The organism is Bacteroides sp. 3_1_23, from assembly GCF_000162555.1.
Lineage (GTDB): Bacteria > Bacteroidota > Bacteroidia > Bacteroidales > Bacteroidaceae > Bacteroides > Bacteroides ovatus.
Map to the genome: position 1 here is coordinate 273,801 of NZ_GG774955.1, position 26,807 is coordinate 300,607.

The window sequence follows — 26,807 nt, forward strand, 5'->3', positions numbered from 1 at the left end:
AACGTTGTCATTGTCCAAGAAGGCATATCATGACAGGAAAGAACGTAAAAGAGCGGATTGGTCTTGGCGGGATGGACGCGGACCGCATCCGTGAGATCATGGGGGAAGCGCCTGCCTGTCCCCGGAAGAGACGTGGAACGTCCGGTAACGACATTATACGTCCCGCAAGGAAAAATGGCCCCATGCAACCGTCCGTCTACGGGGAGGAATACCTGCATGGCATTGCGGGCGTGCAGCGTCGGTCGCTGCATATTCCCGCCGCCCTGCACCGGAAACTGTCCATCCTGGCGGGAGCCTCGAGAAACGGAAAGGTCACTCTGGAGGGGTTCATCAACCACCTTGTCTCGCGGCATCTGGAAGAATACAGGGAAACGACGGACATGATTCTGGAGGAGTCCCTGCCCGGCCCGGTCATAAAGGCTCGTCCCCCATGACAGGGGATCTCCCCCGATGGGAGCATTATTTTTGTTTCTGAAACAATAGTGTTTAACTTTTAATGAAAAAGAAGTATGATGAAAAAAGAAAAAGAGTTGTTGGTTGCCATCGCCAGCCAGAAGGGTGGCGTGGGAAAATCCGTCTTTACGGTACTGCTGGCCAGTGTCCTGCATTACCGCAAAGACGTGCGTGTGGCGGTTGTGGACTGTGACTCCCCGCAGCACAGCATCGCCCTGATGCGTGAGAGGGACATGGAGAATGTCATGAAAAATGACGACCTGAAGGTGAACCTGTACCGGCAGTACGAAAGAATCCGTAAGCCTGCCTATCCGGTCATCAAAAGCGACCCGGAAAAGGGGGTGGAAGACCTGCGGCGTTATATGGACGAAAAAGGGGAGACTTTCGATATCGTGCTCTTCGACCTTCCCGGAACGCTCCGCAGCGAGGGGGTGGTTCATACCGTTGCCGCGATGGACTATATCTTTGTCCCGCTCAAGGCGGACAATATCGTCATGCAGAGTTCCCTGCAGTTTACCAAGGTGCTGGAAGAGGAGCTGATCGCCAAGGGGAACTGCAACTTGAAAGGAATCCGGCTGTTCTGGAACATGGTGGATAGAAGGGGACGGAAGAATTTGTATGATGCCTGGAACCGGGTCATCCACAGGATGGGGCTGCGGCTGCTGTCCTCACACATTCCGAACACCCTCCGCTACAACAAGGAGGCGGACCCTGTCTGTAAGGGTGTCTTTCGTTCCACGCTGTTTCCACCCGATCCCCGTCAGGAGAAAGACTCCGGCCTTCCTGAACTGGTGGAGGAGATATGCCATGCCATCGGTCTGGAGGAATCCGATACCGAGCGGTAGCGGATGATAGGATACAGACACCTTGAATAAGGGCTTTTAGCCTAAGATAAAGTAAGATAATTGCATGATAATAAGTTTTTTACAGATGTGACTTCTCCTATAAAAGCATTACCTTAGTAGTGTAATGTGCGCCAAGAGGTCACACAAGTAATTGTTCAGCATCGTGTCTGAACCTATTGTTCCATCAATAGTAGCCTGAAGAGGCGTACGTGACTGGCAACGGTCGGGTGCGAAGCCCTCTTGACAACGACGTTCCAACCTAAGCATCATAGGCGAAGAATGTCAAAGCTGACTGATATGAGTAACCTAAGTGAATCGCCGTACCATCGTGACTATGAATTAGCTCACGGATATTTATGGGCCATTCCAAAAGGCAAGCAGTCAGGATAGTACGCTGTTACATCGTGCTACACGGATGTCGCACTGCTGGTGGATAGGCGGAGTCTAAGTCGGTCGTCAGTTATTTGTGCGAAACTTGGTAAGCCCGTATCTCTCCCGTCAGCCAATAACCGATGGGTGGCCAATTGTAAGAGCGGCCGAATGAGGTGCGGGTAAAGGATTGTGGAGAAAGCGAATGCCATGGTGTAATGCCCTGGATAAAGGTTTCAACGTCACCCTACGCGAAAGCGGGCAGACTTCCACAGGGTAATTCTTTGTGAAACGAATTGTAGAACTTCAAGTATAAAGAAACAGCAAAGGAACAAGGCGCAAGCCGAGTGTGCATCTTCAGCCGGACGCAAAACCGTGTGGAAAGGAATAGACTTCGCACGATGCGAACGTAAGGTATCAATCGTTCACTGACTGCTATGTTCGGTATTAATGCAGACTGAATCCTTAATCATTTATCCAAACTCTTGAAATATCAAAGCCTGATTTAAGTGCAGATAACTGATAGAGTTTGGATAAATGGAAAGTTTGAATAAAATACATTATTATCAATTTCTACAGATATTTTTCCTTGCGCTCACACCCCACTGCATATTTGAGAAAACAGAATGATTTAACATACTATTTTTCATATCCAATCTTTTTTAATACTCCCCATGATAATACTCACTATAAAAAGTCCAATCGAATAATTTTACGCGGTGATAAATGAAATTAATAGAAAGCGATTACCTTTGAAGAAAAAGTCTGTAATTTGGTCAAGAGAAAAGTACAATAGGTCAAAACATGGATATTATAATTCGCTTTATTTGCACTACCATTTTAAATCTAATTGTATTAATCCTTATTATAAACTTTAATATCTGCACTATGAAGAGAAAAGTACTATTAAGCATATTGTTTCTAATACTACATTTCACTGTAGCATTAGCACAGCAAGTAACTATTTCAGGGCAAGTGTTGGATGAGAAGAGTGAACCTCTTATCGGTGCCACGATAAATATCGAAGGTACCACCAATGCAGTAATCACCGATTTAGAAGGAAAGTTCACGATAAAAGTACTTCCTTCTGAAAAACTGGTCATCAGTTATCTGGGATATAAGCCCAAAACTATCACTATCGGAAAGAACCGAAGATTTGATATCATTCTAGACCCTTCAGTCACAGAGATGGATGAGGTGGTTGTTGTAGGCTATGGTAGCCAGCGAAAAAGTGATATTGCAACCGCCGTTGCTTCTGTGAATATAAAAGATATTGTAAACAGTAGTTCTACGCAGACGTTGCAAGCACTACAAGGCAAAATCAGCGGAGTACAGATTATCCCCACAGACGGTTCATTGTCAAGCGGAATGACTTTCAGAATCAGAGGTGTCAACTCCGTCACAGGAGGAACCCAGCCTCTCTTCGTCATTGATGGTGTACCAATGCCTACTCAACAGATCACCAATGAAGATACCGAAACGGTAAACAATCCTCTGCTGGGACTGAATCCAAATGATATTGAATCCAATTTGAATTATTGGAATCCTCGTCCTATCAAAAAGGATAATCCATATTTGACCGTCCAAAGGAAGCTCTCTCCACAGACTGTGGAGGATTTCGCCAATAGACTGTTCATCTACCAGGTAGGAAAAAACAATCATATCGGCTTTCCATTCCGCAAACCCTCCCAGATGGAAATCCTTAACTTTGAAATGAGGAACTATTTTGCAGAGACCAATACCAATTATAAAGCCTTTGCCACGGGTGGTGACAAGGCGCAAAGCTGTTGGATGGCCAATTTTGTTCCTTTTGACAAGGTTACAGACATATATCTCTTTGAATCCGCTATTGACGCAATGAGTTTCTACGAAATAAACCATTATACTAAAGAAACCACATGCGCATTCATAAGCACGGGGGGATATGTCACCAAATCCCAAATAGAGAATATAAGCCGTATATTCCCATCTGATAAGGTAAAGTGGAATTGTTGCTATGACAATGATGCCAGCGGTAATGGTTTTGACATCACCACAGCATATTATCTCAAAGGTGAGGAATGTAAAGCTTTTGCAAGGACCAACACTGGAGACACATATAAGACCATCTATTTAAGTTTCCCGGATGGAAACACACAGACCTTCAAAGAAGATGCATTTTCCTCCGGCGAGTATCTTAAACAACATGGTATAGACAATGTAAATATCATCAAACCTTCACGGTACAAAGATTGGAATGAGCTTCTTGTCTATTACAAAAGATTTGATTTGAACCTGGGTCCAGGAATGAAATTCATCCCGGCTATCGAAAAGACCATATCCCAACTGAATCTAAGAGGATATGAACAATTGGCCAATAGTATCAGTTCTTCCACAAAAGAACTGGTGGATTCTCTGCTTGAGCAAGCCAATTACTGCATTTCCGCACCTCTTGCCGAGAGCGGCGCTTATACTCTTATGGTAGACTGTAATATCTTCATGGGGCTGGACACGATGGTACCGGTACCAAGCAACTTATATGTTATAGAAAAGTGCACGCAAAAAAAGATATCGGCACATGCCATAAATGAATTTCTTAAAAAAGAATATATAAACATTTTTAGAGACATGAGTTCATCTGATTTCAAAAATTTTCTAGAGAAAGACATCCTAACTTATACAAAGGGTGCTGTAGAAAAGAATTTTGAGAAAGTGATATTGACTTTCGGATGGAGCCTTAAACCTTCAATTCTAAAAAAAAAGAGTTTTGACTTAGAACATGGTATATAGCATAACAATACAGCATGATACCATAATAGTAGCTGTTTCAAGCAGACATGTTGTCACAATTCCTGCCAGGTTTAATGGAATGATTCTCGGGCTTTGGAACTTGATACAGATTTTCGTTGCCTACTGTAATGAGAATCCGAATTGGGTGAGTAATGTCCGGTCACTGTGGGGTGACCGATTCAAATAGGGACAGGTATGGAACGGATGCCTATTCATGCCCCTATTATAGCTGACACATGGACTTTTATACATTCTTGCACTTTTTAAGTGGGTAAAAAAGTACTATTTGTATTTTATACAAAAAATTGTTTGCTTAATGAAATGGAACATACATTGCCAATGATATTTAATACCTATATATAGGTATTAGATGCGTTTTTATACCCAAAAAATGGTATTTTTATAATCTTTTGTAATATCTAATTTTGCGTCCTAAAATAGATCTTTTATCGAAGAGAGATACAGTTTCCTTATATTTGAACTGGGGCTTCTGTAAAGTGCGATAAATATGAGGCTGGAACGGAGCTATCAGAAGAATTTTGGAGAAAATCCGTTTTTTAACTTAGTTAGATCTATCAATGAAAATATAAGTATTTATCTGCGTTGTATTAAGATATAGCATATCAGAACTACAACCATCCCGTTTTTTATTTAGATTTGCAGTTTGCTTTTAATCACTCAAGATCCGTATTACTATGTATGGAACTTAAATAAAGTACTAATATATATTGGATTTTCCTAAATATAATGCAGTTGCTATATTGTTAGACAACAGACGGTTGAGGTCTGTGAGATTATGCAACGGCACCAACAAAAACAACATGTATTTTTAATAATTTTAGTTTTGTTACACACAATGGTTTGTTTTAATTTAAAATTTACATATAATTTTGCATTATTAATAAATATGATGTTACTTATGAAAAAAGGTATTTTGGGGTGTAATATTATATACTTGTTTATACTTATTTGCATAGGAATTGCCCTCCCTATCAAATCGCAAAACAATTACAAAGTAAAACTTACAGGCACTGTTTATGAGTACGACCACAACAACAAGCGTTTGCCTTTAGAATTTGCAGCTGTGTCTATTCCTGAAATTGCACTAGGGACAACCTCTGATGAAAATGGTAGATACATACTGGAAAACGTACCTACTGGTAAAATTCGTATGCAAATTCAATATTTGGGCAAAGTCTCCATTGACACCTTAATAAATGTAAATAAGGATTTGGTTCTTAATTTTACAATGAGGAATGAGGATTTTAAGTTGAAAGAAGTTACAGTAACTGCAACCAACAGCCGTTCAGGCAAATCCACATCTTCTCACATTTCCCGCTCTGCTATGGACCATATGCAAGCGACCAGTTTATATGATGTAATGTCATTGATGCCAGGTGGAATTTCACAGAATCAAGATATGAGTTCGGCACAACAGATTAACATCCGTCAAGTTTCCAGTTCCAGTGGTCCGGAAGCTCCGATGAATGCTATGGGCACCGCAATAATTCGTGATGGTGCCCCCATCTCAAATAATGCTAATCTATCTGCGATGAGCCCTACGGTATTAAGTGGTACGGAAACACCCGCTTCATTGGCCGGAGGTGCCTCGCCGGCTGGTGGAACCGATGTTCGTAGTATTTCTACTGAAAATATAGAGTCTATACAAATCGTTCGTGGTATCCCTTCTGTTGAATATGGTGATCTGACCTCAGGAGCAGTAATTATTAATACAAAAGCTGGTCGTGAGCCGCTACGTGTCAAAGCAAAAGCCAATCCCAATATCTATCAGGTGTCTATGGGAACCGGTTTTGAACTTGGAAAAAAGAAAGGCGCTTTAAATGTAAGTGCAGATTATGCTTATAATACGAATAATCCAATATCCAGTTACCAGCACTATCAGCGTGCCACAACAAAGTTGCTCTATTCAAATACTTTCTTTAATAATAAGTTACGTACCAATTCCAGCTTTGATTTTATTTATGGTAAGGATCAACGTGAACGTAATCCTGATGATGAACAAACTAAAACAGCTTCGGAAGGCCGCGATATAGGTTTTACTTTGAATACCAATGGTACATGGAATATAAATAAGGGCTGGTTAAAAACACTACGCTATGTATTGTCAGGTACGTATATGGATAAAGACAGTTATTATGAAACCGTATACAGTTCTGCTACATCTCCTTATTCCATGACCACTACAAACGGTGCGGTACTTAGTAACTTTGCAGGTCAGCATATCTATGATGCCAATGGTAATCAAATTACTAATTTTGGACCGGAAGACATAAATCATTATGCTGTTTATCTACCAAGCAGCTATTTGGGACACTATGAGATCGATAGTCGTGAAGTTAATTTGTTTGCTAAAGTGACGAGTTCTCTATTCAAGGCGAGCGGTCATGTAAACAACCGCATCTTGATTGGTGCGGATTTCCGGAGTGACGGTAACGTTGGTAAAGGAAAAACTTATGACCCAAGTACTCCTCCTTATCGTAGTCAATACGGTCATAATTCATCTTTCCGTCCACGTAACTATAAGGATATTCCTTTCATTAACCAATTTGGTGCATATGTGGAAGATAATTTCAAATGGTCCATAAGCGGTACGCATGATTTGAACATTCAGGCTGGTGTGCGTTATGATCATACCTCAGTAGTAGGAGGCATTTTCTCGCCACGTGTAAATGCATCCATTGATTTGATTCCGAATCTATTAAGTCTTCAGGGAGGTTACGGTATTGCTGCAAAGATGCCTTCTCTTCTCTATTTATATCCAGAAAATGCATATTTTGAATATATCAATATAAATGAGCTTACCAATGAAAATATTCCGGAAAGCCAGCGCTTGTTTATGACTACCACAGAAGTTCGGCAAGTAGATAACTCAGATTTGAAGATTGCCCAAAATCATAAAGCAGAAGTCGGTTTTAATTTACGAGTGGGTAAAACCAATCTGAATGTAATAGCTTATAAGGAGCGTCTGAAGGATGGTTATGTAATGAGCCAAACCTTCAACACCTTCAATACATTTATCTACAATGAATACCAGCGCACAGAAAACGGGATAGAGCTTAGTAGTAGCCTACCGGTATTGTCTACTTATGCAAAACCAACTAATAATTTAAATATAGAAACTAAAGGTTTAGAATTTGATTTGAATATCGGACGTATTGATGCTATCCGTACGGCCTTCCAAATAAATGGCTCATGGATGCGTACTAAGAGTTGGCGTCAGGGTTATAGCTTCTATGACAATAGCGAAGATGCTGCTTCAGCCCGTAAACCGGTGGCCATTTATTCTCAAGAAGGCAATGCAAGTTACAAACAACAATTTGTAACGACTTTACGTGCCACTCACAATATCCCGCGTATCGGTTTTGTTGTTACGATGACAGCACAAGCTATTTGGCAGCAGTCTAATTGGAATACATTTGGAAACGATTCTATACCTGTGGGCTATTTAGCATTGGAAGATGCGTCTGTAAATATGTTTCCCAAGGGGAAATATACCACTACCCAGCAAGTAAAGGATGCAGGATATGGATATATGTTGAATAATGTAAGTCATAATAATGCTATAAAAGAATCATACAGTCCTTATTTTTGTTTTAACTTGAATGTAACTAAAGAAATTAGCAATATGCTACGTGTTTCTTTCTTTGCCAACAATATGTTCAGAAGTTATCCGCGCAGAGAATCCAAACGTAATCCGGGTTCATATATTCAATTGAATAACCGATTTTTCTTTGGGCTGGAATTATCACTCACTTTATAATGTTTAGGAAGTTATGAAAAAATATTTAATATATTTGTTTACATTGGCAAGTACCCTTTTGATAGGATGCGATTCGTTCAGGGACATGTCTGGCACAGCAGAAGTGAATCCTATCACAGTGGATGTATATTTGGATATTACCGTTGAAAATATATCCACACTGAAAGATCTGACTGTAAAGTTCGACAATTACGATGAAGATTTACATTATGTAAAAGAAGTAACTGATAATAGTGTGAAAGTTGACGGAATTATCCCCGGAATTTATTCGGTAACAGTATCCGGTACAGCGATCGATACAGAAAACAATGAATACTACATCAATGGCAATTCTGTAAATGCGGCATTATTTAAGCATGGTAGCGCATTGAATATTGAAGTACAAGGGCTTAAAGTGAGCCCATTAATATTCAAGGAGATTTATTATTGCGGTAGCCGTCCGGAAAAAGGAGGAGTCTATTTCCGAGACCAGTTCTATGAGATATACAATAACTCTGCTGACATTTTGTATTTGGACGGTATTTATTTCGCAAATTTAACTCCGGGTACAGCTACCACTAAATTACCTATTTGGCCGGAAGCGGACGGTAATAATTATGCATATGGAGAACGTGTGTGGAAATTTCCAGGAAATGGAACCGAATATCCGTTAGCGCCAGGTGAATCTTGCATCATTTCTCAATTTGCCGCTAACCATCAGTTGGACATCTATAACCCTCAAAGTCCTATAGACGGCAGTAGTTCTGAGTTTGAGTTTAATATGAATAATCCAAACTTCCCTGACCAGGCAGCTTATGATATGCAACATGTTTTCTACCAAGGAAAAGCAGAGATGGGAAGTATACCACAATATTTGACATCCGTATTCGGAGGTGCTTATGTGATTTTTCGTGTTCCTGAAGGAGAAGCTTGGGATCCGGTCAACGATGAAAATATGAAGACAACAGATCTTAGCAAACCGAACAGCAATGTTTATTATGCAAAAATACCTATTAAATATGTATTGGATGCTGTTGAAGCAGTAAACAATGAGTCAAAGATGAATGCAAAACGTGTCCCCGGTGTACTTGATGCAGGTATTACTTGGGTAGGAGCTACTTATTGCGGTTTAGGTATTGCTCGCAAATTGTCCACAGACGAAGAAGGTAATCCTATTATTCGCGAAGAAACAGGTACATATATATATCAGGATACAAACAACAGTACGGATGACTTTGAACGTGGCGTTGTTCCTGTAATGCGTCGTAATGGAGCAAAAATGCCTTCATGGAATCACACATTGTAATAATTAACTAAAAAGACAGAACAATGAAAAAACAATATATGAACTATATGAAAAGCTGCCTGCTGGTAATGATAGCCTGCCTTGTAAGTATGGTGGGAGCGGCACAGGGCTTCTCTCCCGCCGCTATGGAACAATTGAAAACAAGACGACTATGGTCTCATTCACAGAATGCTGCCGGTATGCCATTCGATGATATTCAGAATTATTCGAATGTTATATTGGGATATGACTTACAGGACGGAAACTATTGCCGTCCGCAAGAGGGGCAGAAAGAGGCTATCGTAGGTGTATCCAGTGAAGGCTTTATCAATCTGAAAAATGCATATGTGTGGGGAGCATTTAATTTTGCACAAAAAAATCTGACAGATGCCGGATATAACGCCTCCATTGCCGATCCATTCAGGGGAATGCCTTACTATGTCGCAGACCAGCACTTAAGCAAATGGAGAAATCAATATTACGATCTGAAGTTTCGTGCAGCTACTCCTTTACTTGGTAATCATTGGGCATTGGGGTTGGAAGGTAATTATGTAGCTACATTAGCTGCCAAACAGCGCGACCCGCGTGTGGATACCCGTTTTTATACGCTGGGACTGACGCCGGGGATTACTTACAAGTTGAATAATTCACACAAGTTTGGTGCAAGTTTCAAGTATAGTTCTATCAAGGAAGACTCAAGAATGAGTAATGTCAACTCTTATGTGGATCAGGACTATTATATATTATACGGTTTGGGAACAGCCATAAAAGGAATAGGCAGCGGTGTAACCAGCAATTATATTGGAGACCGTTTCGGTGGAGCTCTCCAGTACAACTTCAGTATGCCCTCTTTCAATTTACTGCTTGAGGGCAGTTACGATGTAAAAGCGGAAACTGTTCAGCAGAGCTATACGACTCCTAAAAAAATAGCCGGTGTAAAAGATAAAACTGCTCATGTTTCTTTAACGATGATTCAGGAAGGAAAGGACTATACCAATTATATGAGAACCACATATACAAATCGTAACATCGATGGTATTCAGTATATTTCTCAACGCGATAACTCTGAATCACAAAGTGGCTGGGTGGAATTATATAATAACATCCGTTCTACGTACAAGGCACAAACCGCTTCTCTTAATTATGCATTAAGCAGAAACCGCGGGAATGAATATAGTTGGAAAGCAGAATTAAATGTGAATTATACCAAGCAAGACGATGAATATTTAATGCCTAATTCTGTACAGAATGCAGAAAATTTATCTTTAGGCTTAGGTGGCAAAAAAAATTTTGTTTTAGGCAATAGTTTGAATCGCAGGCTTTTAATAGATGTTCATGTTGCGTATAACAATAATCTGGGAGGTGAATATGTATATGGTGGCAGCCATGCAGACTATCCAACTGTAACCGAATTACAACAAGGGCTGACTAATTATTATACCTGTGATTACTATCGTATTGGCGGGTCGATAACGTATTCGCAACAAGTCAGAGAAAACAGACGTATGAACTTATTTGCAAAAGTTGTATTCGATCGTGTAAATACCTCTGACTATGATTATGATGGGCGTACTCATTTATCGATAAGTTTAGGATGTAATTTTTAATGCTACATAACGAAATCTATATTACAAAACATGCGTAAATTAATAACTGGAAGTTTGATGCTCTGCAGCATATTATCTCTGCGGGCACAGACATTTGTTAAACCGGCTGTGAAAGTAAAGGACACCTCTTTTGCTGTAATTACAGATAAAGGGACATTTCAGGCTTGTGAAGCCGAGCTTAAAGCCTATCAGGAGATTCTAGGAATGGAAGGGTTGCCTACGTTCATCGTATACAATGAATGGAATAAACCGGAAGATGTAAAGAAAGTTATTGTTAAGCTCTACAAAAAGGATAAATTGGAAGGAGTGGTATTTGTCGGTGATATCCCTATTCCAATGCTCCGCAAAGCCCAGCATATGACTTCCGCTTTTAAAATGGATGAGAAAAACAATGACTGGAGAGATTCTTCAGTGCCCAGCGACCGTTTCTACGATGATTTCGACCTACAATTCGATTTTTTGAAACAGGACAGTGTCGAAAATAATTTCTTCTATTATTATTTGGCTATAAAATCTCCACAGCAAATTCGGTGTGACATATATTCTGCACGTGTCAAAGCTGTTGATAACGGCGAAGAACCGCATGCGCAAATCAGCCGCTATTTTAAAAAAGTGGTGGCTGAGCACCAGATAAACAATAAATTAGACCAATTCTTCTCCTATACAGGTGATGGCTCTTACTCTAACTCATTGACTGCATGGACACCGGAAACCTTTACTATTCGCGAACAAATGCCGGGCGTATTCGATAAAGAGGGACGGGCCCGTTTCATCCGTTATAATTTCAGCGATTATCCCAAGGACGATGTCATTAATATGCTGAAACGCACAGATCTGGACTTGTCTATTTTTCATGAGCATGGTATGCCCGAACGTCAATATCTTTCCGGTAGTCCCGCTACTAATAGGTGGAATGCTCATGTAGATGCAATGAAGTACTATTATCGTGGTTTAGCGCGTAGAAAGCAAAACAACAAAAAGTCTTTCGACGAAATGCTGGATATGATGAAAAACACATACGGTTTGGACACTACTTGGATTGCAGGCTATGATGATCCCAAAGTAATTGCAGAAGATTCTTTACTAGACCTGCGCACCGGTATTATCCTGTCGGAAGTTACAGAGTTTAAGCCTAATAGCCGTATGGTAATTTTCGATGCATGCTATAATGGTGATTTCCGGGAAAAAGATTACATTGCCGGACGTTATATCATGTCGGAAGGAAAATGCGTAACTACTTTTGCCAATTCAGTCAATGTACTGCAAGATAAAATGGCAAACGAGATGCTCGGCCTGTTAGGTATGGGAGCACGAGTGGGGCAATGGGCTAAATTGACGAATATTCTCGAATCGCACATTACCGGTGACCCTACTCTACGTTTTCAATCTATCAATGAGGTAGATGCCAATGCTTTGTTCAAAGAACCATATAGCGAGTCCCGCATGTTGGAGTTATTACAGTCGCCCTATGCCGACATACAGAATTTTGCTTTGCACAACCTTTATCGCAATGACTATCCGGGTATTTCTGATTTATTAAGAAAAACTTTTGAAACTTCCTCGTTCATGATGGTACGTTTCACCTGCTTGGCATTGCTTGAGAAGATTAGTGACAAAAACTTCCGGGAAGTCTTACACTTGGCCATTACGGATTCCTATGAATTTATTCGTCGCACCTCTGTTCGTATGATGCAACATGTGGGACTGAACGAGTATGTTTATCCGCAAATCAAAGCCTATGTAGAAGACAACCTATCCGAGCGTGTGGCATTTAATGTGAGTTTGGGGCTTCAAGTCTTTGATCAGGCAGCCGTACAGGCGGCAATTGATAAAGTAATGGCTGAGACCTATGTGTTGCAAGACAAGGAGGAGATGCGTAAGGTTTTGGAGAATGCCAATAATAGTCGTAGCATGCAAAAAGAGTTATTAAGCAAAGAAACTTCCGAACGTTGGCGCATCCTTTATTGCAATTCTCTGAAAAATCATATGGCACATGCCTGTGTAGACGGCCTCTTGGCTTTACTTACCGACTCCAGTGAAAGTGAAAAGCTAAAAACCTGTTTATTGGAGGCTTTTGCTTGGTTCACTCATTCTTATCGGAAGCCTGACATCCTTCGGGTATGCGATCAACTGAGAAAAGATAAGAGCTTATCCGAGAACCTTCGTGAAGAAGCCGACCGTACATATTACAGACTTAAAAATTAATTGGCCATGATTAAAAAAATAATATATCTGGCATTTCTTTTGCCATTGGCAGGAAATGCACAAACAACAGTCATAAAGCCATTGGTCAAACAACCTACCGCTTTTGCTATCATAACAGATAACCAAACTTATGCAAATACCAAAGATGCCATGCATCAGTACAAAACTGCGGTTGAAGATGATGGTTTGGCAACTTATCTGATCAGCGGTGACTGGCAAAATCCAGATCAAGTCAAACAGATAATCATCAAAACATATCAAGAATGCCCTTCATTGGAAGGTCTGGTTTTAATCGGCGATGTGCCTGTCGCATTGGTACGTAATGCGCAACACATGACTACTGCATTCAAAATGAATGAGAAAGCCTTTCCTTGGGATCAGTCTTCCGTACCTACCGACCGCTTTTATGATGATCTGAACTTAAAGTTTGAGTTCATCAGGCAAGACTCAGTAAATCATCAGCATTTCTACTACAAATTGACAGAAGACAGTCCCCAGCGGCTAAATCCTACTTTCTATTCAGCTCGTATCAAGTATCCGGAAAAAAAGGAAGGGGATAAATATGCGGCCATTGCCTCATATCTGAAGAAAGCTGCTGCTGCCAAGGCAGATAAGCATAATCAATTAGATCGGGTATTCTCATTCAATGGTGCTTCTTACAATTCCGATTGCCTGATTGTATGGATGGATGACGAAAAAGCTTATATGGAGAACTTTCCATTAGCTTTTGGTCGTCAAATGGGATTCAAACATTGGAACTTCCGAATGAAACACCCTATGAAATATAAGTTATTCAGCGAATTGCAACGAAAGGACCTTGACTTATTTATGTTTCATGAACATGGAATGCCAACAGGGCAGCTTATTAATGATGAATTGGCATGCACTGATTTCAATAATCGTTATAAAATGTTGAAGAGTACACTTTATAATGCAGTCATGTCCCATGTTGGAAAACGTGACAAAGACACCTTACGTATTCAGATGCAGGAAAAACGACAAGTGAATGAGGTGTTTTTTAAAGACCTGGACAATCCTAAGTTCTGGGAAGCAGACTCTCTTCACTACGCTGATGAACGTATCGTAACGGAAGATTTAATGAAGAGAAATCTTTCCACTAATCCGAAGATGATAATGTTTGATGCGTGCTACAACGGTTCTTTTCACGAAAACGACTATATAGCAGGACAATATATCTTTAATGACGGTCAGACATTAGTAGCACAAGGAAATACCCGTAACGTATTGCAAGACCGCTGGACTATTGAAATGATTGGTTTGTTGTCCCATGGTGTACGAGCCGGGCAATACAATAAGCTAATCGTATCACTTGAAGGTCATTTGTTTGGTGATCCCACTTTCCGTTTTGCTCCTATCGAAGCCAATACTTTAAGTACCGATATAACAATACACAAAGATGACAAAGCCTATTGGAAGAATTTGTTAAACAGCCCATACGCTGATGTACAAAGTTTGGCCATGCGTATGCTGGCTGACGCCGATACCCAAAAGGAATTATCTCCGTTGCTCCTGAAGAAGTACCGGGAAAGTGGCTTCAATACGGTTCGTATGGAAGCTATCAAGTTGTTGAGCCGTTATCAGGACGACAACTTCATCGAAGCATTACGCGAAGGTTTGAACGATACTTATGAAATGGTAGCTCGCCAAAGTGCCATTTATGCTGGATTTGTAGGTGACGATTCCTTATTGCCCGCTATTGTGGAAGCATTGGTCGAACATAATGAACGCTTACGCGTACAAATGAGTGCCAACAAGGCTTTAAGCCTTTATCCGAAAGAGAAAGTAGAAAAGACAATAGAAGACTTTTATGCAAAAGTTGACCGTTTGAATGAAAACGAAGAGAAAAAACGATTACTAAGAAGCCTGGAAAGAATGTTTGTACAAGAGGCAAAAGTCCATCAGACCTTGATGGATGTAGCTGCACCGGAAGCAAAACGTATCAGTGCAATCCGCAATGTGCGTAACTATACATTCCATTTCCACGTGGATGATTATTTGAATGTAATTCGTGATGCCGGTAATCCACAGGAAGTACGTGTAGTAATGGCCGAAGCATTAGGTTGGTTTACTAATTCTGTACAACGGCCACACATTCTTGAAGAAATAAAGAAGATGCAACAAACAGCCAATCTTCCGGAAGATTTAAAAGCAGAGCTTGAACAGACAATCAAAAGATTAAGTTTATAAATATGAATAAATACATCCTTTTGGCAATTACCGCTTTGTGCTTACAGGATATGCAGGCGCAAACAGTTGTACATCCTAGTATAAAAACAAAGACTACTTTTGCAATTGTAGTCGATCAGAAAAGTTATGATGAAGCGAAAAGTGAAATTGATGCTTATCGTACCAGTATAGAAAAAGAAGGTTTAGGTACTTACTTGCTAATTGATGATTGGAAAAGGCCCGAACCTATTCGTGAGCAACTTGTCAAATTGCATGAGAATGAGAAAACGCCTTTGGAGGGTTGCGTATTTATAGGTGACATCCCTATTCCAATGATTCGTGATGCACATCATCTATCTTCGGCTTTCAAAAGGTCTCCCAAAGCCAATTGGCAGAAATCAAGCGTTCCTTCCGACCGTTATTATGATGACTTCGGATTAAAATTTGATTATATTAAACAAGACAGTTTGATACCTGACTATCATTATATGACATTGCGTGCTGATTCTAAACAGTATATTTCACCGGATATTTATTCGGCCCGTATCCGTCCATTACATTTAGAAGGTGAGAACCGTTATCAGATGCTACGCGATTACTTAAAAAAGGCAGTTGCCGAAAAAGCAAAGCAAAATGCATTTGACCAACTGACTATGGCCCGTGGCCATGGTTACAATTCTGAAGATCCTTTGGCATGGAGCGGTGAGCAAATAGCCTTACGTGAGCAATTGCCGCAAATATTCAAATCGGGTAATACAGTGAAGTTCTATGATTTTAACATGCGCTATCCGATGAAACCATTATACTTGAACGAGATTCAGCGCGAAGGATTAGATGTCATGCTATTCCATCACCACGGTGGCCCCACCATGCAGTATATCAATGGCTATGAAAATGGTTCCGGTATTAATTTGAGTATTGAGAATGCCAAAATATTCTTGCGAAGCAAAGTGCCTTCATACGCCAAGAAACATGGGCGTGAAGCTGCTATCAAAGAATATGCCAAGCAGTATGGGGTGCCTGAAAGTTGGTGTGCGGAAGCTTTCGATGAGGAGAAAATAAAATCGGATTCCATTGTAAACCGTAATATGGATATCTATACTGAAGATATTCGTCTTTTGACTCCTAATGCGCGTTTTATATTGTTCGATGCTTGTTTCAACGGTTCTTTCCATTTGGATGACAACATTGTAGGCTCTTATATATTCAATAAGGGTAAGACCATTGCTACTATGGGATGTACGGTTAACACCATTCAAGATAAATGGCCGGATGAATTTCTCGGCTTGTTAGCTGCCGGTATGCGCATCGGGCAGTTCACTCGTTTTACCTGCTTCTTGGAAAATCATCTGATCGGTGACCCGACTTTTCACTTCACCAATAATGCCGGGCTGGATATGGACATCAACCAAGCTTTAGTTGCGCAGGAAGGAAATGTTACATTCTGGAAAAAACAGCTGAATTCCCCTATGGCTGACATGCAGGCAATGGCGCTCCGTCAATTGTCAATGGCAAATTATAGTGGTCTCGTTGAGTTGCTGAAGAAAAGTTACCACGAATCGAACTATTTCGTTGTGCGGTTGGAAGCATTACGCCTATTAGCTTTGAACTATCCGACAGAGGTTGCCGATGTATTGCAGACAGCCATGAACGACAGTTATGAACTGATCCGTCGTTATGCGGTGGAATACGTTGAAAAGAATTGCAATCCGGAATTGTTGCCGGCATGGATAGAAAGCTATTTATTACGCGGACATGAAAACCGCCATCGTTTCAGAATTTTTAGTGCTATCAACACGTTCGACCATGATATGGCTTTGAATGAATTGAAGAAACAGGCTGCCGATTGGTCTTTCTACGATTCTTCCTATGTGAATGAATTGTTAGAATACCTTCCTCGCCAAAAGAAAGGACTTGAAAGAGATTTTGCACTTATTGACAGTCCGGAAAGTACTACCAAACAGATACAAAGCGAAATAAGTAGGTTCCGAAATAAACCTATTGCTAAAGCTATTGAGCCATTACTGAACATTATAAAAAATGAAAGCCAAGAAGAAGAACTTCGCATATTGGCTGCTGAAACATTAGGCTGGTATAATTTATACTATAATAAAGCAGATATAATCAAAGAACTTAACACATTTAGAACTTCCAATCAAAAGCTAATGAACGAAGTTACCAAAACAATTAATAGGCTGAAAAGTCAAAATAGGTAGAATCATCCAAACGATGAGATAGACCGGATCCAAAGGGCGGTTCTGCCATTCCTGAGCAGCCTGGTTGACTTTGTTCGTGATGATGGAAATAGCTGATGTGGACAGTTCTATCTCATAGATTTCACGCATCTCCTCTTCTATGTCTGACACGCTCATTCCTTTGGCATATAGGGAGATAACAAGTTTTTCTTTAATATTATCGACACTATACAGGGACATTCAGTAAATGTCTATAGTATAACTCCTCAACCAGTTCCAGACACCAATCATTAAAACAGGGATATTCCTAAAATAATAAAATTTAAGGCAACTAATTCATTGCGAGTTAGTTGCCTTTTTTGTATCTTTAAGCATTCCCCCCAAAAAACGGTTTGACGGCCAAAACGGGGGTAATCTAAAATAAAAACACATGGTAAAGATACAAAAAATCTCAGAAATCGAACCTCGTTTAGGTTTTACCGAGTTCGATATGCTAAAAAAATATCGTCAAAGTTTTGCAACGAGTGAATTAGGTCGCCTCCATGCTCTGTTTCCTTTCTCGGAACTGGCCCGACAAATGCATTTGAAGTCCTCTGCTTTGGGTCGTAAAAGTTATTTTTCTCCCGAAGGTAAAATAGCCTTGATGGTCTTGAAGTCCTATACCAACTTTTCCGATGCACAACTGATTGAGCATTTAAACGGTAATATTCATTACCAGTTGTTTTGTGGTGTTCAGATTGATCCGCTTCATCCACTAACCAATCCTAAAATCGTTAGTGCAATTCGTCAGGAACTAGCGCATCGCCTTGACGTTGAGCCCCTCCAGCTCATTCTTGCCGAGCATTGGAAACCTTATCTTGAGAACCTTCATGTCTGTATGACCGATGCCACCTGTTATGAAAGTCATCTGCGTTTTCCTACTGATACCAAACTCTTATGGGAAGGTATTGTATGGCTTCATCGTCATCTGTGCAAACATTGCCAGACCTTGCACATACAACGTCCCCGTAACAAGTATCTTGATGTACGCCGTGCCTATCTTGCTTATAGCAAACTGCGTAAACGCAGGAAATCACAGACTCGTATGATTACACGAAGGTTACTTCAGTTATTGGAAAATTCAATACTGCCAACAGATAATCCAAATGATCGCCTGTCATAATATAACAGGCATTGTTCATTACATAATTGTTGGCATCATATGCAAAAGCCATTTGGTTTCCGATTATTTTCCATACAATTTTTGGCTTAGAAAAATCCTCCCAATAACTGATGCTATCTTGTGTTTCAAACCACTCGTTACTAGTTTTCTTTCGGGCTTTTATTTTTTTGCCATTAACAATATGAGTTTCTCCTGTTTGTTCTAAACGCTCTATGCCAATTGACAGAAGATAATTTTTCACCGCAGGATAACTTTCTATATCATAATGCCGCGAAGGAAATGTGGCTATAATCCACAAGTCCGCCCATTCATATTCATATCTCTTGATATCCCTGCCACGAAGAATCGGTCGTATAAGTTCAGCCGTCCGAACACGTTCATCTTCTGTTTGACAATTCGCTAGTATCTCATCACGCTTTTCGGTAGAAATGATAAAAGCATCATTGAAACCAGTTTTTATCCCATAGTTGATTTGGATGTTCCAATCCTTCAAGGGTATTCCCACAGACTCAATCTTCTGCTTGATGCTCTGTTCAATGGGAGACAATATCACCCATGGGATAGAATCTGCAAAGTTACACTTTACGCCTTGTTGCTGCACGAAATCGCTCAAATTATTCAAGCCATTCGAATCTTGTACCAAACAAGCTTGTGTGTTAAAAATATTTGCTGCTTTTTGAGATAAAAGAATATTTGCTTCTACCGTTATTGCATCGAATATTTTTATACCTGCAAAATCTACCAACATAATAGGATTGGTCTTGCTTGCGAAATAACCTCGCAAGGCTTCACCATACCCTGCACGCATCCATTTATTAGACGTGATATAGCAAAGAAAACCATTGGGAGTAAGCAGGTTCATACCCAACTCATAGAAGAGGCAGTAAATATCACCAGTGCGTGCATAAGTTATGTAACCCATGCATTCTAATACATCGGCACTCTTACCCATAGATTGTAACTGAATGTAAGGTGGATTGCCAATGATACAGTCAAATCCCAAGAAGTTGCCTTCGGCATCGAGTACTTCTGGAAACTCTATACGCCATTCGAATGCACCAAGATAAATTTTGTTGGAGCGTATTTCCTCAAATATATTTTCTAAAGTCGCAATTTCTTTCTTTAAATCGGCAATGCGCTTGTCCGACGCTTTCTTTTCCTTTTTTGTCGGTTCAAACAGTTGAGGCGCTTGTAAGTTTGCCAACTCAGAGCGGCGTTTGTTCAATCTAACCAATCGTGCATCCCGGCGGTTGATCTCTGTTTTCAGTTTCGACTTGATTTCTGTTATAAACGTTTCCAAATCCTGCTTTTCGCTTTTACTTTGGGCATTTTTATATTTAGCTACAGCCTCCTTATATTGGCTGATGCTGATACTAGACTCTCGCAGTACGGTCTGAATACTGTCTGTCAAAGCGAATCGGTGAAGCAAAGAATTTCCACATTTGATGTTAATGTCGATATTTGGTAAGGTTTCTAAATAAGTGTAATTACTTTCAGCCGTATAGTAAGCATTCTTCAACAATTCAATCCACAGTCGTAGGCGGCAAATCTTCACAGAGTTGGGGTTAATATCAACGCCAAATAAACAGTTCTCAATGATTTGACGCTTCTCCTTGAAAAGAGTTTCCTGCATGCGGCGACTTTCCGCATTGAGTGGGTTGTAAGCAAATAAATTACCTTCGGTATCGGTAACAATCAGCTCGTCATTTTCAATGGCAAGTTGATAGTCCGCTTTGCGGATACGCTTACCGGTAGCATCTACCAAAATACCTAATTCGTATTTCAAGAGTATCAGTTCATTGAGAGCAGACACAAGAAAGTGACCCGAACCAACAGCTGGATCACACAGTCGCAAACTGTTAATTAGTTCATTAGCTTCGACTATATTGTCAATATGGTTGTATAGTTCTATACGGGTGGTACAATTCCAGCCATAATAACCATTAAACTTTTGCAACACGGTCTTGGTGATTGCTTCACGGCACATGAACATAGTGATAAAGCCTGGAGTGAATACTGAACCATCCTTGTGACCATTTATTTTCTCGAATATAAGCCCTAAAACAGAAGCATTGATGAGTGTTTTAGCCTCTTCTTGCACTTCTTCACTGCCTTCGCTCGCAAAGTTATAAGCGTCGAGAAAAGCAAACAAATATTGCAGGGTGGGTAATGCGTTGACTTGTAGATTGCGTTTTTTATTTCGTAATACGCTACTCGCCAAGACAGGAAGTACCGTACGTTGTGAAAGGCTGTTTATCTTAATTGTTTTACTTTCCAAATCTGTCACCTCGAAAAGAGAACTGTTAAGATAGGGAACGTAAGCAAAATCACGCATAATGGAGTGTGTGCGGCTGCCCATGTCACGTGCAAGCACTTGGAAAAAGAGTGTGTTGAGATCATCATAGTCATGAATCTTAGTTATTGAAAGAAATTTATAGATTGCATCTCCATTGTGGTATTTCAACATCTGAGCCTCCAACAGTTTCAAGAAAAGGATACGATTCATCCAAGTAATACACAATTCCATTGCAACATTGAATAACCGTTCCTCATAATCATTCCCATACAAACGACCATTTATGTGACGCAAACAATCTTCTGCATCCAGTTGGTTAATAGTATTCTCTAGTAATGAAGCCTCGTCACGCCGTTCCACAGCTTTGCGTACAATCACGGTTTTATTATTCTCTTTGCGTTCCTCAATACCAATAATGTGTAGCAGCTCAGTGTAGAATCCACGGTTGAGCGAATTGCTGTCATTTTGGAACGATAGCTTCAAAAGATGTGTATCGCTGAATATCTTATAAAGTTCGATAAGTTTGCGTGAAGCGCTACTGTCTGTTCTATCAAGCAGGTGTTGATAGTCTTGTAAGTTGAAGTAAGTGTATTCAAGGCTATCTTTCACCTCCTCAATATAGGTTGTTGCAATTTCAGTATAGAAGAAATCGGTTTTGTTACTGGTTTTGCGTCCATCCACAAAGTCTTGAAACTCACGACGTAATTGTTTGTTCTGATAGAATTTGCGTTCAAACTCATGGGCATCAAAAATAAAGAATTCATGAATATTAGTAGCGATGAGATATTTAATATCATTGTTCTTCTTATTGACACGTTCTTTAAGATAGTATAGCAATAATTCCTGCAAAGCCTTACGATTAAGATTGTCATTAGAAATCATCTCACCTTTGTTGGTGGTACTCTTTACTTCAATCAATAACCCTATATTGGACTTGATAGTTTTATCCAATCGGATAGCCAAATCAATATCTTCTTCGGGAGCCATGTAGTATGGCTTGTAGAACGTTTCACTCAGAAAATTACGTAAATGTTCTTTTTGCGTGTGTTCTCTTTGCCCATCCACAATATTGTCTCTCAATGTGCGAAGGGCATTTTTGAATAAGTCAAAATCTGTTGTTTCAATCGCAACCTGTCTATATGCTTTGTTCAAAACTTGATTCGGTTTGAGTAGTCCCATAATGTTTGGTAAATGAGTTAATAAAATACAAAGGTAGTCTAAAAACTTGATAATAAAGAATGAACGTATTGGTTTAACGAAAGTTTGTTCTACTGCCAGCCATTATCAACAAACAATAGCAGCAGTAGATTTGACATGATTCTACTTATTATATTGTAATAGCCAGCCAAAGTAATCTTTTCACATCCGGATCTATCACAGGTTGGATAAGTTGTTAACCTGAAGGTAACCGACCTGATGGTATAGGAACAGGAAGAAGTCTGTAATCATGGCATTTACCCGGATAGAGAAGCCACATTTTTTATTGCCGGACTTCCGGCATTGCCTCATCCATGTGTGAAAAGGAGTTTTTTCTTTCACCACAACGTTCCTTTCACATACCCAAAGGGGGTAGTGGATCCAGACCTGCTTCGGCTTTCTTTTTCCTTCCCATATGACAAAAACCGACTATCCATGACTATTCCTGCCAGTGTGCCGGTCGTGCTTGCCTCTCATGGTTTCTTCCCTTATATTCGCACTGATATTTAAACGAGTTGAAAATATGGAAATATGCTACATCGAGGCCGGTGTCCTTGAGAGGATGCTGGCGCGCGCCGAGAACCTGTCCGCACGTGTGGACAGATTGTATGAGAGAAACCGCTGTAAGGAACCCGGAGAGTGACTGGACGGCCAGGATGTCTGCCTGCGCCTTGACATCTCGCCGCGTACCCTGCAGACTCTCCGCGATACCGGACGGCTGGCGTTCACCCGCCTCCAGCGCAAGTTCTATTACAAGCCCGGGGATGTGGAGAAGTTGATGGTCTACGTCGGCATCAGACGCAAGGAGAAGGAGGTGAGAGAAAGAAGGAAGAACGGAAACCTTTAAAGAGCGGAAGAGATGGAAGGCATTATCGACAAGGAGAACGAACGTGTCCGCAGGTTCTTTGCCCTGCTGGACGACATGGAGAAAAAAGTGGAACGTCTTGCCCGTGACAACCGTCCTCCCTTCAACGGGGAACGGTTCCTGACCGACAGGGAGCTTTCCGGGATGTTGAAGATCAGCCGCAGGTGCCTGCAGGATTACAGGGACCAAGGACGGATTCCCTATATCCAGCTTGGCGGGAAGATCCTGTACAGGCAGTCGGACATCGAGAGGCTGCTGGAGGAGAACTATCACCCTGCATTGGTATAATATCGTATTTAAGTTTAAGGATTGTCGCCGGAATTGCATTTACGATTCCGGCGGCAGTTTTTATTTAGCCTGCGGCTTCCTTGCCGGCCGCGGGCTTTCTTCTTTCCATCAGCCGGTTCATGTCCGAGGATATCTTCCGGTCGGTGACCTGGGCGTAGACCTGCGTGCTGTCGATGTTCGTGTGGCCCATCATCCTGGCGATGCTCTCTATCGGAATACCTGCGGTCAGTGTCAGGGTCCCGAACGAATGCCGGGCCATGTGGTAGGACAGGTTCTCTTTCATGCCTAATGCCACGCCCATTCCATGTACCTCATACCAGAGGACGTCGCGGACCGGCAGCGGGAATACCGGCCTGTCGTCATCCGTGGTGTTGTAAAGCTCCAGTATCTGTCCGGCTATGGGATGCAGCGGGATGAACGCCTCCACGTCCGTTTTGGCGCGGCGGATGCGGATATACCTTCTTCCTTCCGAAGTCGTTCCGATGTGACGGGGATGGAGAGCCCTCGTATCCGCGTAGGCCAGACCGGTCAGCGAGGAGAAGATGAACGTCCTGCGTGCCAGCTCCATCATCGGGTCGGGCAGCGGGGTTTCCATCATCCGCTTCAGTTCACTGCGGCTGATATGCCTTAGTTTAGGTGTTTCTTTCCTCTCGTATGCCACGTCCTCTATCGGATTGGCTCTTAGTATTTCCCGGTCCACGGCGATGTAGATGAGCCGGTTGAGCCAGCACAGGCAGTGGTTCACGTGTCCGTTCCTGTGTCCCAGCTCCTTCTTGAGAAAGACCTTGAACGATTCGGCGAACTCCTCGGTGATGTCCGAAAAGGCGATGTCCTTCATCCCGCGGGATTCGATGAACTGCCTGAGGTTGAGCTGGGTGGTCTTCGACTGGCGGTAGGTGGAAGTGGAGTTGATCTCCTTGGAGCGGACCCTGAGCCGTTCGCGTTCCACCTCTCCGGCCTGCAGGAGGTATTCCGGTACGGAATTGGCGCCTGACACGGTGGTCTTGAGCAGTTCGGCCGTGACCACTCCCTGGTTCCTCAGCAGGTTCCCGTACGCCTCTTCCAACCGGCTGCGGAAGGCGGCAAGGCGGTTGTTCTCCCTGGCTGTTTTGATTTCACACTTCTTGCTGTCCCAGTCCCCGGGTTTGCAATAGACGCCTGTCGTGACTGCCGATTTCTTTCCGTCGATGCTGATCCGGCAGAGGACGGCGGTCGTGCCGTCCGATTTCACCTTGTTACGGTTGATGTAGAATAAGAGCTTGAATGTACTGCGCATGATAATGATTGTTTAGGGATTAAAGGATAAGTTTCAAATCGCGGGTTGCCTCGACGAACCTGTCCATGTCCTCGAACAGCTTCTTCGGGGTTACGCGCGCGTATATCTGGGTGGTCTTTATGTTGGAGTGTCCCAGCATTTTGCAGATGGTCTCTATCGGCACTCCCTCCTCGAGCGTGACCAGCGAGGCGAAAGAATGCCGTCCCATGTGGTAGACAAGGTCCTGGCTCAGCCCTGCCATCAGGCGCAGGGATTTCATATTGGCCCTGAGCGTGTGGTAGTCCTGCGGCGGGAAAAGAGTCTCGCGGGTATCGTCCCGGTATTTCTCAATCAACGCGACGGCTTCCGGAAGCAGCTTGACACGTCCGAGGTAGTCGGTTTTCTTTCGCTGGTATTTCAGCCAGAGGCTGCCCTCGTCATCCCGGAAGAGGTTCTTCCGGGTGATGCTTACCGCATCGGCATAGGCGGTGCCGGTGTAACAGGCGAAGAGGAAGAGGTCCCGGGTGATGACATGTGACCTGCGTTTTTCCGGTATCTCCAGATCACGCAGCTTCTCGAAATTCTCACGGCTGAGTGCTTTCGGTGTTGTCTCCTTCTGCTTGGGCAGCTTGAAGTGGCAGAAATGGTATTTCTCCGAGTGGCCCTCCTTGTAGGCGATGCGGCAGATCTTTTTCAAGATGGCCAGGTAGCCGCGAAGCGTGTCCACGGCATATCCCTTTTCCAGAAGGATGAAATCCTGATAGTCGCGGATGAACTGCTCGTTGAGCTGCCCGAAGACAAGGTCCGGAACCTTGAATTTCGCCTTGATGAATTCGGAAAGCGTGCGGTAGGTGAAGAGGTAGGTCGAGAGTGTGGTGGGCGCACGGTCCACACCGACACGGGCCTTCATTTCCCCGTTATGCCGGTCGAGAAGTTTGAGCAGGGTCATCTGCATGCCCGCATTGCCCTGGAACATGTCCCTGACCGCGGCGGCATCGAAATCCCTTTTTCTTTCCATGAGGGAATTGAAGGCCGAGTGTACGGCAAGCAGCAGTCTTTCTATTTTTTCATTGGTCTCCACCGCTTCCCGGCTCTTGCCGTTCAGCCGGCTCTCACGCGCGTTCCACAGCCCGGGGGTGCAGGAGAGCTTGCAGCTGAACTGCGCCATCGTGCGGTTGAGGGTGATCCGTCCCATGATCGGGGCTTTGCCGGTCTTGTCCGGCTCGCTCTTTTTCAGGTAGAGCAGCACCTTGAATTTTTCCACTTTCATAACGCTCTTTTTTAGGTTGTAAAAATACTCCTTTGAAAAGCGTCCTTTGGCATGCAAAACATTGAGAAACAGTGAATACAAATCCGCTTTGTTCTTATCGGTAAAAATTCGGTTACCTGCCGTCGTTTCCGAAACAGGCGGCTAACAGTCTGGTAACTGAAACGTCGCAATATTTTGTTTTCTTTTGCAGGTCTGTCTGTTCTGCAATTCTCGCAAAATGCTTAATTATAAACGTTTTACGTTTAATTATCGTCATTCTGTTTTTTATTGCATTTCTAAATATTACTTACATGGCCCGACACACTTTTGCCACCACTATCACCCTGTCTCACGGCATACCGATTGAAACTGTGTCAAAAATGTTGGGACATACCAGCATCAAGACGACGCAAATCTACGCTAAGATTCTGGACACGAAAGTCATGGACGACATGGCGGCTCTCAAAGAATTGTACACCAGAAAGGAATCTCAAAAATCACCAGATAATAAAGCCGTAAACGGATGAAAACAACCGCAACCATCAGCCAGGAAGAACTGGAGCAGAAAGCTGTCGATAGCATGATAGCATACGAGAAGAGCCTCATTTCCGGACAGGAAATGAAGGATGCAGTCACCCGCGCGCTGCATCACTACGCCAACAGGGAAGGACACCGGGAAATCGTCCTGAAAGGGTGGATTATAAAAACCATCTACGCCCTCGACAGCAGCCAACTGAAAGACCTCGACCGGGTAGCTTTCACCTGCATGGATAAACAGCCGGTTAACCCCTGATAATTAACTCACATAAAAAACAAAATC

General features: G+C 42.1%; 18 protein-coding genes and 2 pseudogenes. 14 read left to right on the forward strand and 6 right to left on the reverse strand.

Annotated elements, in window-relative coordinates:
* The first annotated feature begins 29 nt into the window (after window positions 1–29).
* Together HMPREF9010_RS05520 and HMPREF9010_RS05515 are read left to right on the forward strand one after the other, a co-directional pair.
* Window positions 30–434 carry a DUF3408 domain-containing protein gene (locus HMPREF9010_RS05520; protein ID WP_004315818.1) on the forward strand — a complete coding sequence of 135 codons (405 nt, stop codon included), beginning with the start codon at window positions 30–32 and terminating at the stop codon, window positions 432–434.
* A gap of 75 nt (window positions 435–509) precedes the next feature.
* Entirely contained in the window at window positions 510–1,298 is a 789-nt protein-coding gene (locus tag HMPREF9010_RS05515; RefSeq protein WP_004311277.1) for a ParA family protein, read from the forward strand.
* A 108-nt stretch (window positions 1,299–1,406) separates the two neighbouring features.
* Here HMPREF9010_RS05515 and HMPREF9010_RS26200 read toward each other — a convergent pair whose 3' ends face one another.
* Complete coding sequence (locus HMPREF9010_RS26200; protein ID WP_153862836.1) at window positions 1,407–1,568, reverse strand: hypothetical protein; 162 nt, start codon at window positions 1,566–1,568, stop codon at window positions 1,407–1,409.
* Between the two features lie 987 nt (window positions 1,569–2,555).
* Between HMPREF9010_RS26200 and HMPREF9010_RS05510 the strand changes: the two genes are divergently transcribed.
* From HMPREF9010_RS05510 to HMPREF9010_RS05480, 7 genes are all read left to right on the forward strand, one after another.
* On the forward strand, window positions 2,556–4,436 hold the full coding sequence (locus HMPREF9010_RS05510; protein WP_032852935.1) for a carboxypeptidase-like regulatory domain-containing protein: 1,881 nt from the start codon (window positions 2,556–2,558) through the stop codon (window positions 4,434–4,436).
* A gap of 910 nt (window positions 4,437–5,346) precedes the next feature.
* Window positions 5,347–8,217 carry a TonB-dependent receptor gene (locus HMPREF9010_RS05505; protein ID WP_004311273.1) on the forward strand — a complete coding sequence of 957 codons (2,871 nt, stop codon included), beginning with the start codon at window positions 5,347–5,349 and terminating at the stop codon, window positions 8,215–8,217.
* A 13-nt stretch (window positions 8,218–8,230) separates the two neighbouring features.
* A complete protein-coding gene (locus HMPREF9010_RS05500; RefSeq protein ID WP_004312956.1) occupies window positions 8,231–9,502 on the forward strand; it encodes a DUF4876 domain-containing protein in 1,272 nt (423 codons plus the stop codon).
* A 23-nt stretch (window positions 9,503–9,525) separates the two neighbouring features.
* Window positions 9,526–11,088: a DUF6850 family outer membrane beta-barrel protein gene (locus HMPREF9010_RS05495; protein ID WP_004327091.1), complete on the forward strand. Its 1,563-nt coding sequence runs from the start codon at window positions 9,526–9,528 to the stop codon at window positions 11,086–11,088.
* A gap of 30 nt (window positions 11,089–11,118) precedes the next feature.
* A complete protein-coding gene (locus tag HMPREF9010_RS05490; RefSeq protein WP_008650628.1) occupies window positions 11,119–13,293 on the forward strand; it encodes a HEAT repeat domain-containing protein in 2,175 nt (724 codons plus the stop codon).
* Between the two features lie 6 nt (window positions 13,294–13,299).
* Entirely contained in the window at window positions 13,300–15,501 is a 2,202-nt protein-coding gene (locus tag HMPREF9010_RS05485; RefSeq protein ID WP_004311266.1) for a HEAT repeat domain-containing protein, read from the forward strand.
* 2 nt (window positions 15,502–15,503) lie between these two features.
* Entirely contained in the window at window positions 15,504–17,696 is a 2,193-nt protein-coding gene (locus tag HMPREF9010_RS05480) for a hypothetical protein (RefSeq protein ID WP_004311265.1), read from the forward strand.
* Window positions 17,697–17,699: 3 nt separating this feature from the next.
* On the opposite strand, the pseudogene HMPREF9010_RS05475 reads toward HMPREF9010_RS05480, so the two are convergent.
* Window positions 17,700–17,873, reverse strand: a pseudogene (locus HMPREF9010_RS05475) (transposase); the annotation flags it as partial.
* 232 nt (window positions 17,874–18,105) lie between these two features.
* Between HMPREF9010_RS05475 and HMPREF9010_RS05470 the strand changes: the two are divergent.
* A pseudogene (locus HMPREF9010_RS05470) lies at window positions 18,106–18,792 on the forward strand (transposase); the annotation flags it as partial.
* Here HMPREF9010_RS05470 and HMPREF9010_RS05465 read toward each other — a convergent pair.
* Window positions 18,764–22,312 carry an Eco57I restriction-modification methylase domain-containing protein gene (locus HMPREF9010_RS05465; protein WP_004311263.1) on the reverse strand — a complete coding sequence of 1,183 codons (3,549 nt, stop codon included), beginning with the start codon at window positions 22,310–22,312 and terminating at the stop codon, window positions 18,764–18,766. The pseudogene HMPREF9010_RS05470 and the gene HMPREF9010_RS05465 overlap by 29 nt on opposite strands.
* 195 nt (window positions 22,313–22,507) lie before the next feature.
* Window positions 22,508–22,672 carry a hypothetical protein gene (locus HMPREF9010_RS25950; RefSeq protein ID WP_005651720.1) on the reverse strand — a complete coding sequence of 55 codons (165 nt, stop codon included), beginning with the start codon at window positions 22,670–22,672 and terminating at the stop codon, window positions 22,508–22,510.
* Window positions 22,673–22,973: 301 nt separating this feature from the next.
* Between HMPREF9010_RS25950 and HMPREF9010_RS0124650 the strand changes: the two genes are divergently transcribed.
* Together HMPREF9010_RS0124650 and HMPREF9010_RS0124655 are read left to right on the forward strand one after the other, a co-directional pair.
* Entirely contained in the window at window positions 22,974–23,177 is a 204-nt protein-coding gene (locus HMPREF9010_RS0124650) for a helix-turn-helix domain-containing protein (RefSeq protein WP_032849094.1), read from the forward strand.
* Between the two features lie 12 nt (window positions 23,178–23,189).
* Complete coding sequence (locus HMPREF9010_RS0124655; protein WP_004311261.1) at window positions 23,190–23,483, forward strand: helix-turn-helix domain-containing protein; 294 nt, start codon at window positions 23,190–23,192, stop codon at window positions 23,481–23,483.
* Between the two features lie 64 nt (window positions 23,484–23,547).
* On the opposite strand, the gene HMPREF9010_RS05460 is transcribed toward HMPREF9010_RS0124655, so the two are convergent.
* On the reverse strand, window positions 23,548–24,759 hold the full coding sequence (locus tag HMPREF9010_RS05460) for a site-specific integrase (RefSeq protein WP_004311260.1): 1,212 nt from the start codon (window positions 24,757–24,759) through the stop codon (window positions 23,548–23,550).
* Window positions 24,760–24,778: 19 nt separating this feature from the next.
* Entirely contained in the window at window positions 24,779–26,008 is a 1,230-nt protein-coding gene (locus tag HMPREF9010_RS05455) for a site-specific integrase (protein WP_004311259.1), read from the reverse strand.
* Between the two features lie 206 nt (window positions 26,009–26,214).
* Here HMPREF9010_RS05455 and HMPREF9010_RS0124660 point away from each other — a divergent pair, with 206 nt between their 5' ends.
* Window positions 26,215–26,514, forward strand: coding sequence for a tyrosine-type recombinase/integrase (locus tag HMPREF9010_RS0124660; RefSeq protein WP_050428298.1), 300 nt, complete (start codon window positions 26,215–26,217; stop codon window positions 26,512–26,514).
* Window positions 26,511–26,780, forward strand: coding sequence for a hypothetical protein (locus HMPREF9010_RS05450; protein ID WP_008650634.1), 270 nt, complete (start codon window positions 26,511–26,513; stop codon window positions 26,778–26,780). The genes HMPREF9010_RS0124660 and HMPREF9010_RS05450 overlap by 4 nt, the downstream gene beginning before the upstream one ends.
* Window positions 26,781–26,807: the final 27 nt, after the last annotated feature.

Coding starts and splice junctions, on each gene's coding strand:
- HMPREF9010_RS05520 (WP_004315818.1), top strand. CDS start 30: ATGACAGGAAAGAACGTAAAAGAGCGGATTGGTCTTGGCGGGATGGAC.
- HMPREF9010_RS05515 (WP_004311277.1), top strand. CDS start 510: ATGATGAAAAAAGAAAAAGAGTTGTTGGTTGCCATCGCCAGCCAGAAG.
- HMPREF9010_RS26200 (WP_153862836.1), bottom strand. CDS start 1,568: ATGATGCTTAGGTTGGAACGTCGTTGTCAAGAGGGCTTCGCACCCGAC.
- HMPREF9010_RS05510 (WP_032852935.1), top strand. CDS start 2,556: ATGAAGAGAAAAGTACTATTAAGCATATTGTTTCTAATACTACATTTC.
- HMPREF9010_RS05505 (WP_004311273.1), top strand. CDS start 5,347: ATGTTACTTATGAAAAAAGGTATTTTGGGGTGTAATATTATATACTTG.
- HMPREF9010_RS05500 (WP_004312956.1), top strand. CDS start 8,231: ATGAAAAAATATTTAATATATTTGTTTACATTGGCAAGTACCCTTTTG.
- HMPREF9010_RS05495 (WP_004327091.1), top strand. CDS start 9,526: ATGAAAAAACAATATATGAACTATATGAAAAGCTGCCTGCTGGTAATG.
- HMPREF9010_RS05490 (WP_008650628.1), top strand. CDS start 11,119: ATGCGTAAATTAATAACTGGAAGTTTGATGCTCTGCAGCATATTATCT.
- HMPREF9010_RS05485 (WP_004311266.1), top strand. CDS start 13,300: ATGATTAAAAAAATAATATATCTGGCATTTCTTTTGCCATTGGCAGGA.
- HMPREF9010_RS05480 (WP_004311265.1), top strand. CDS start 15,504: ATGAATAAATACATCCTTTTGGCAATTACCGCTTTGTGCTTACAGGAT.
- HMPREF9010_RS05465 (WP_004311263.1), bottom strand. CDS start 22,312: ATGGGACTACTCAAACCGAATCAAGTTTTGAACAAAGCATATAGACAG.
- HMPREF9010_RS0124655 (WP_004311261.1), top strand. CDS start 23,190: ATGGAAGGCATTATCGACAAGGAGAACGAACGTGTCCGCAGGTTCTTT.
- HMPREF9010_RS05460 (WP_004311260.1), bottom strand. CDS start 24,759: ATGCGCAGTACATTCAAGCTCTTATTCTACATCAACCGTAACAAGGTG.
- HMPREF9010_RS05455 (WP_004311259.1), bottom strand. CDS start 26,008: ATGAAAGTGGAAAAATTCAAGGTGCTGCTCTACCTGAAAAAGAGCGAG.
- HMPREF9010_RS05450 (WP_008650634.1), top strand. CDS start 26,511: ATGAAAACAACCGCAACCATCAGCCAGGAAGAACTGGAGCAGAAAGCT.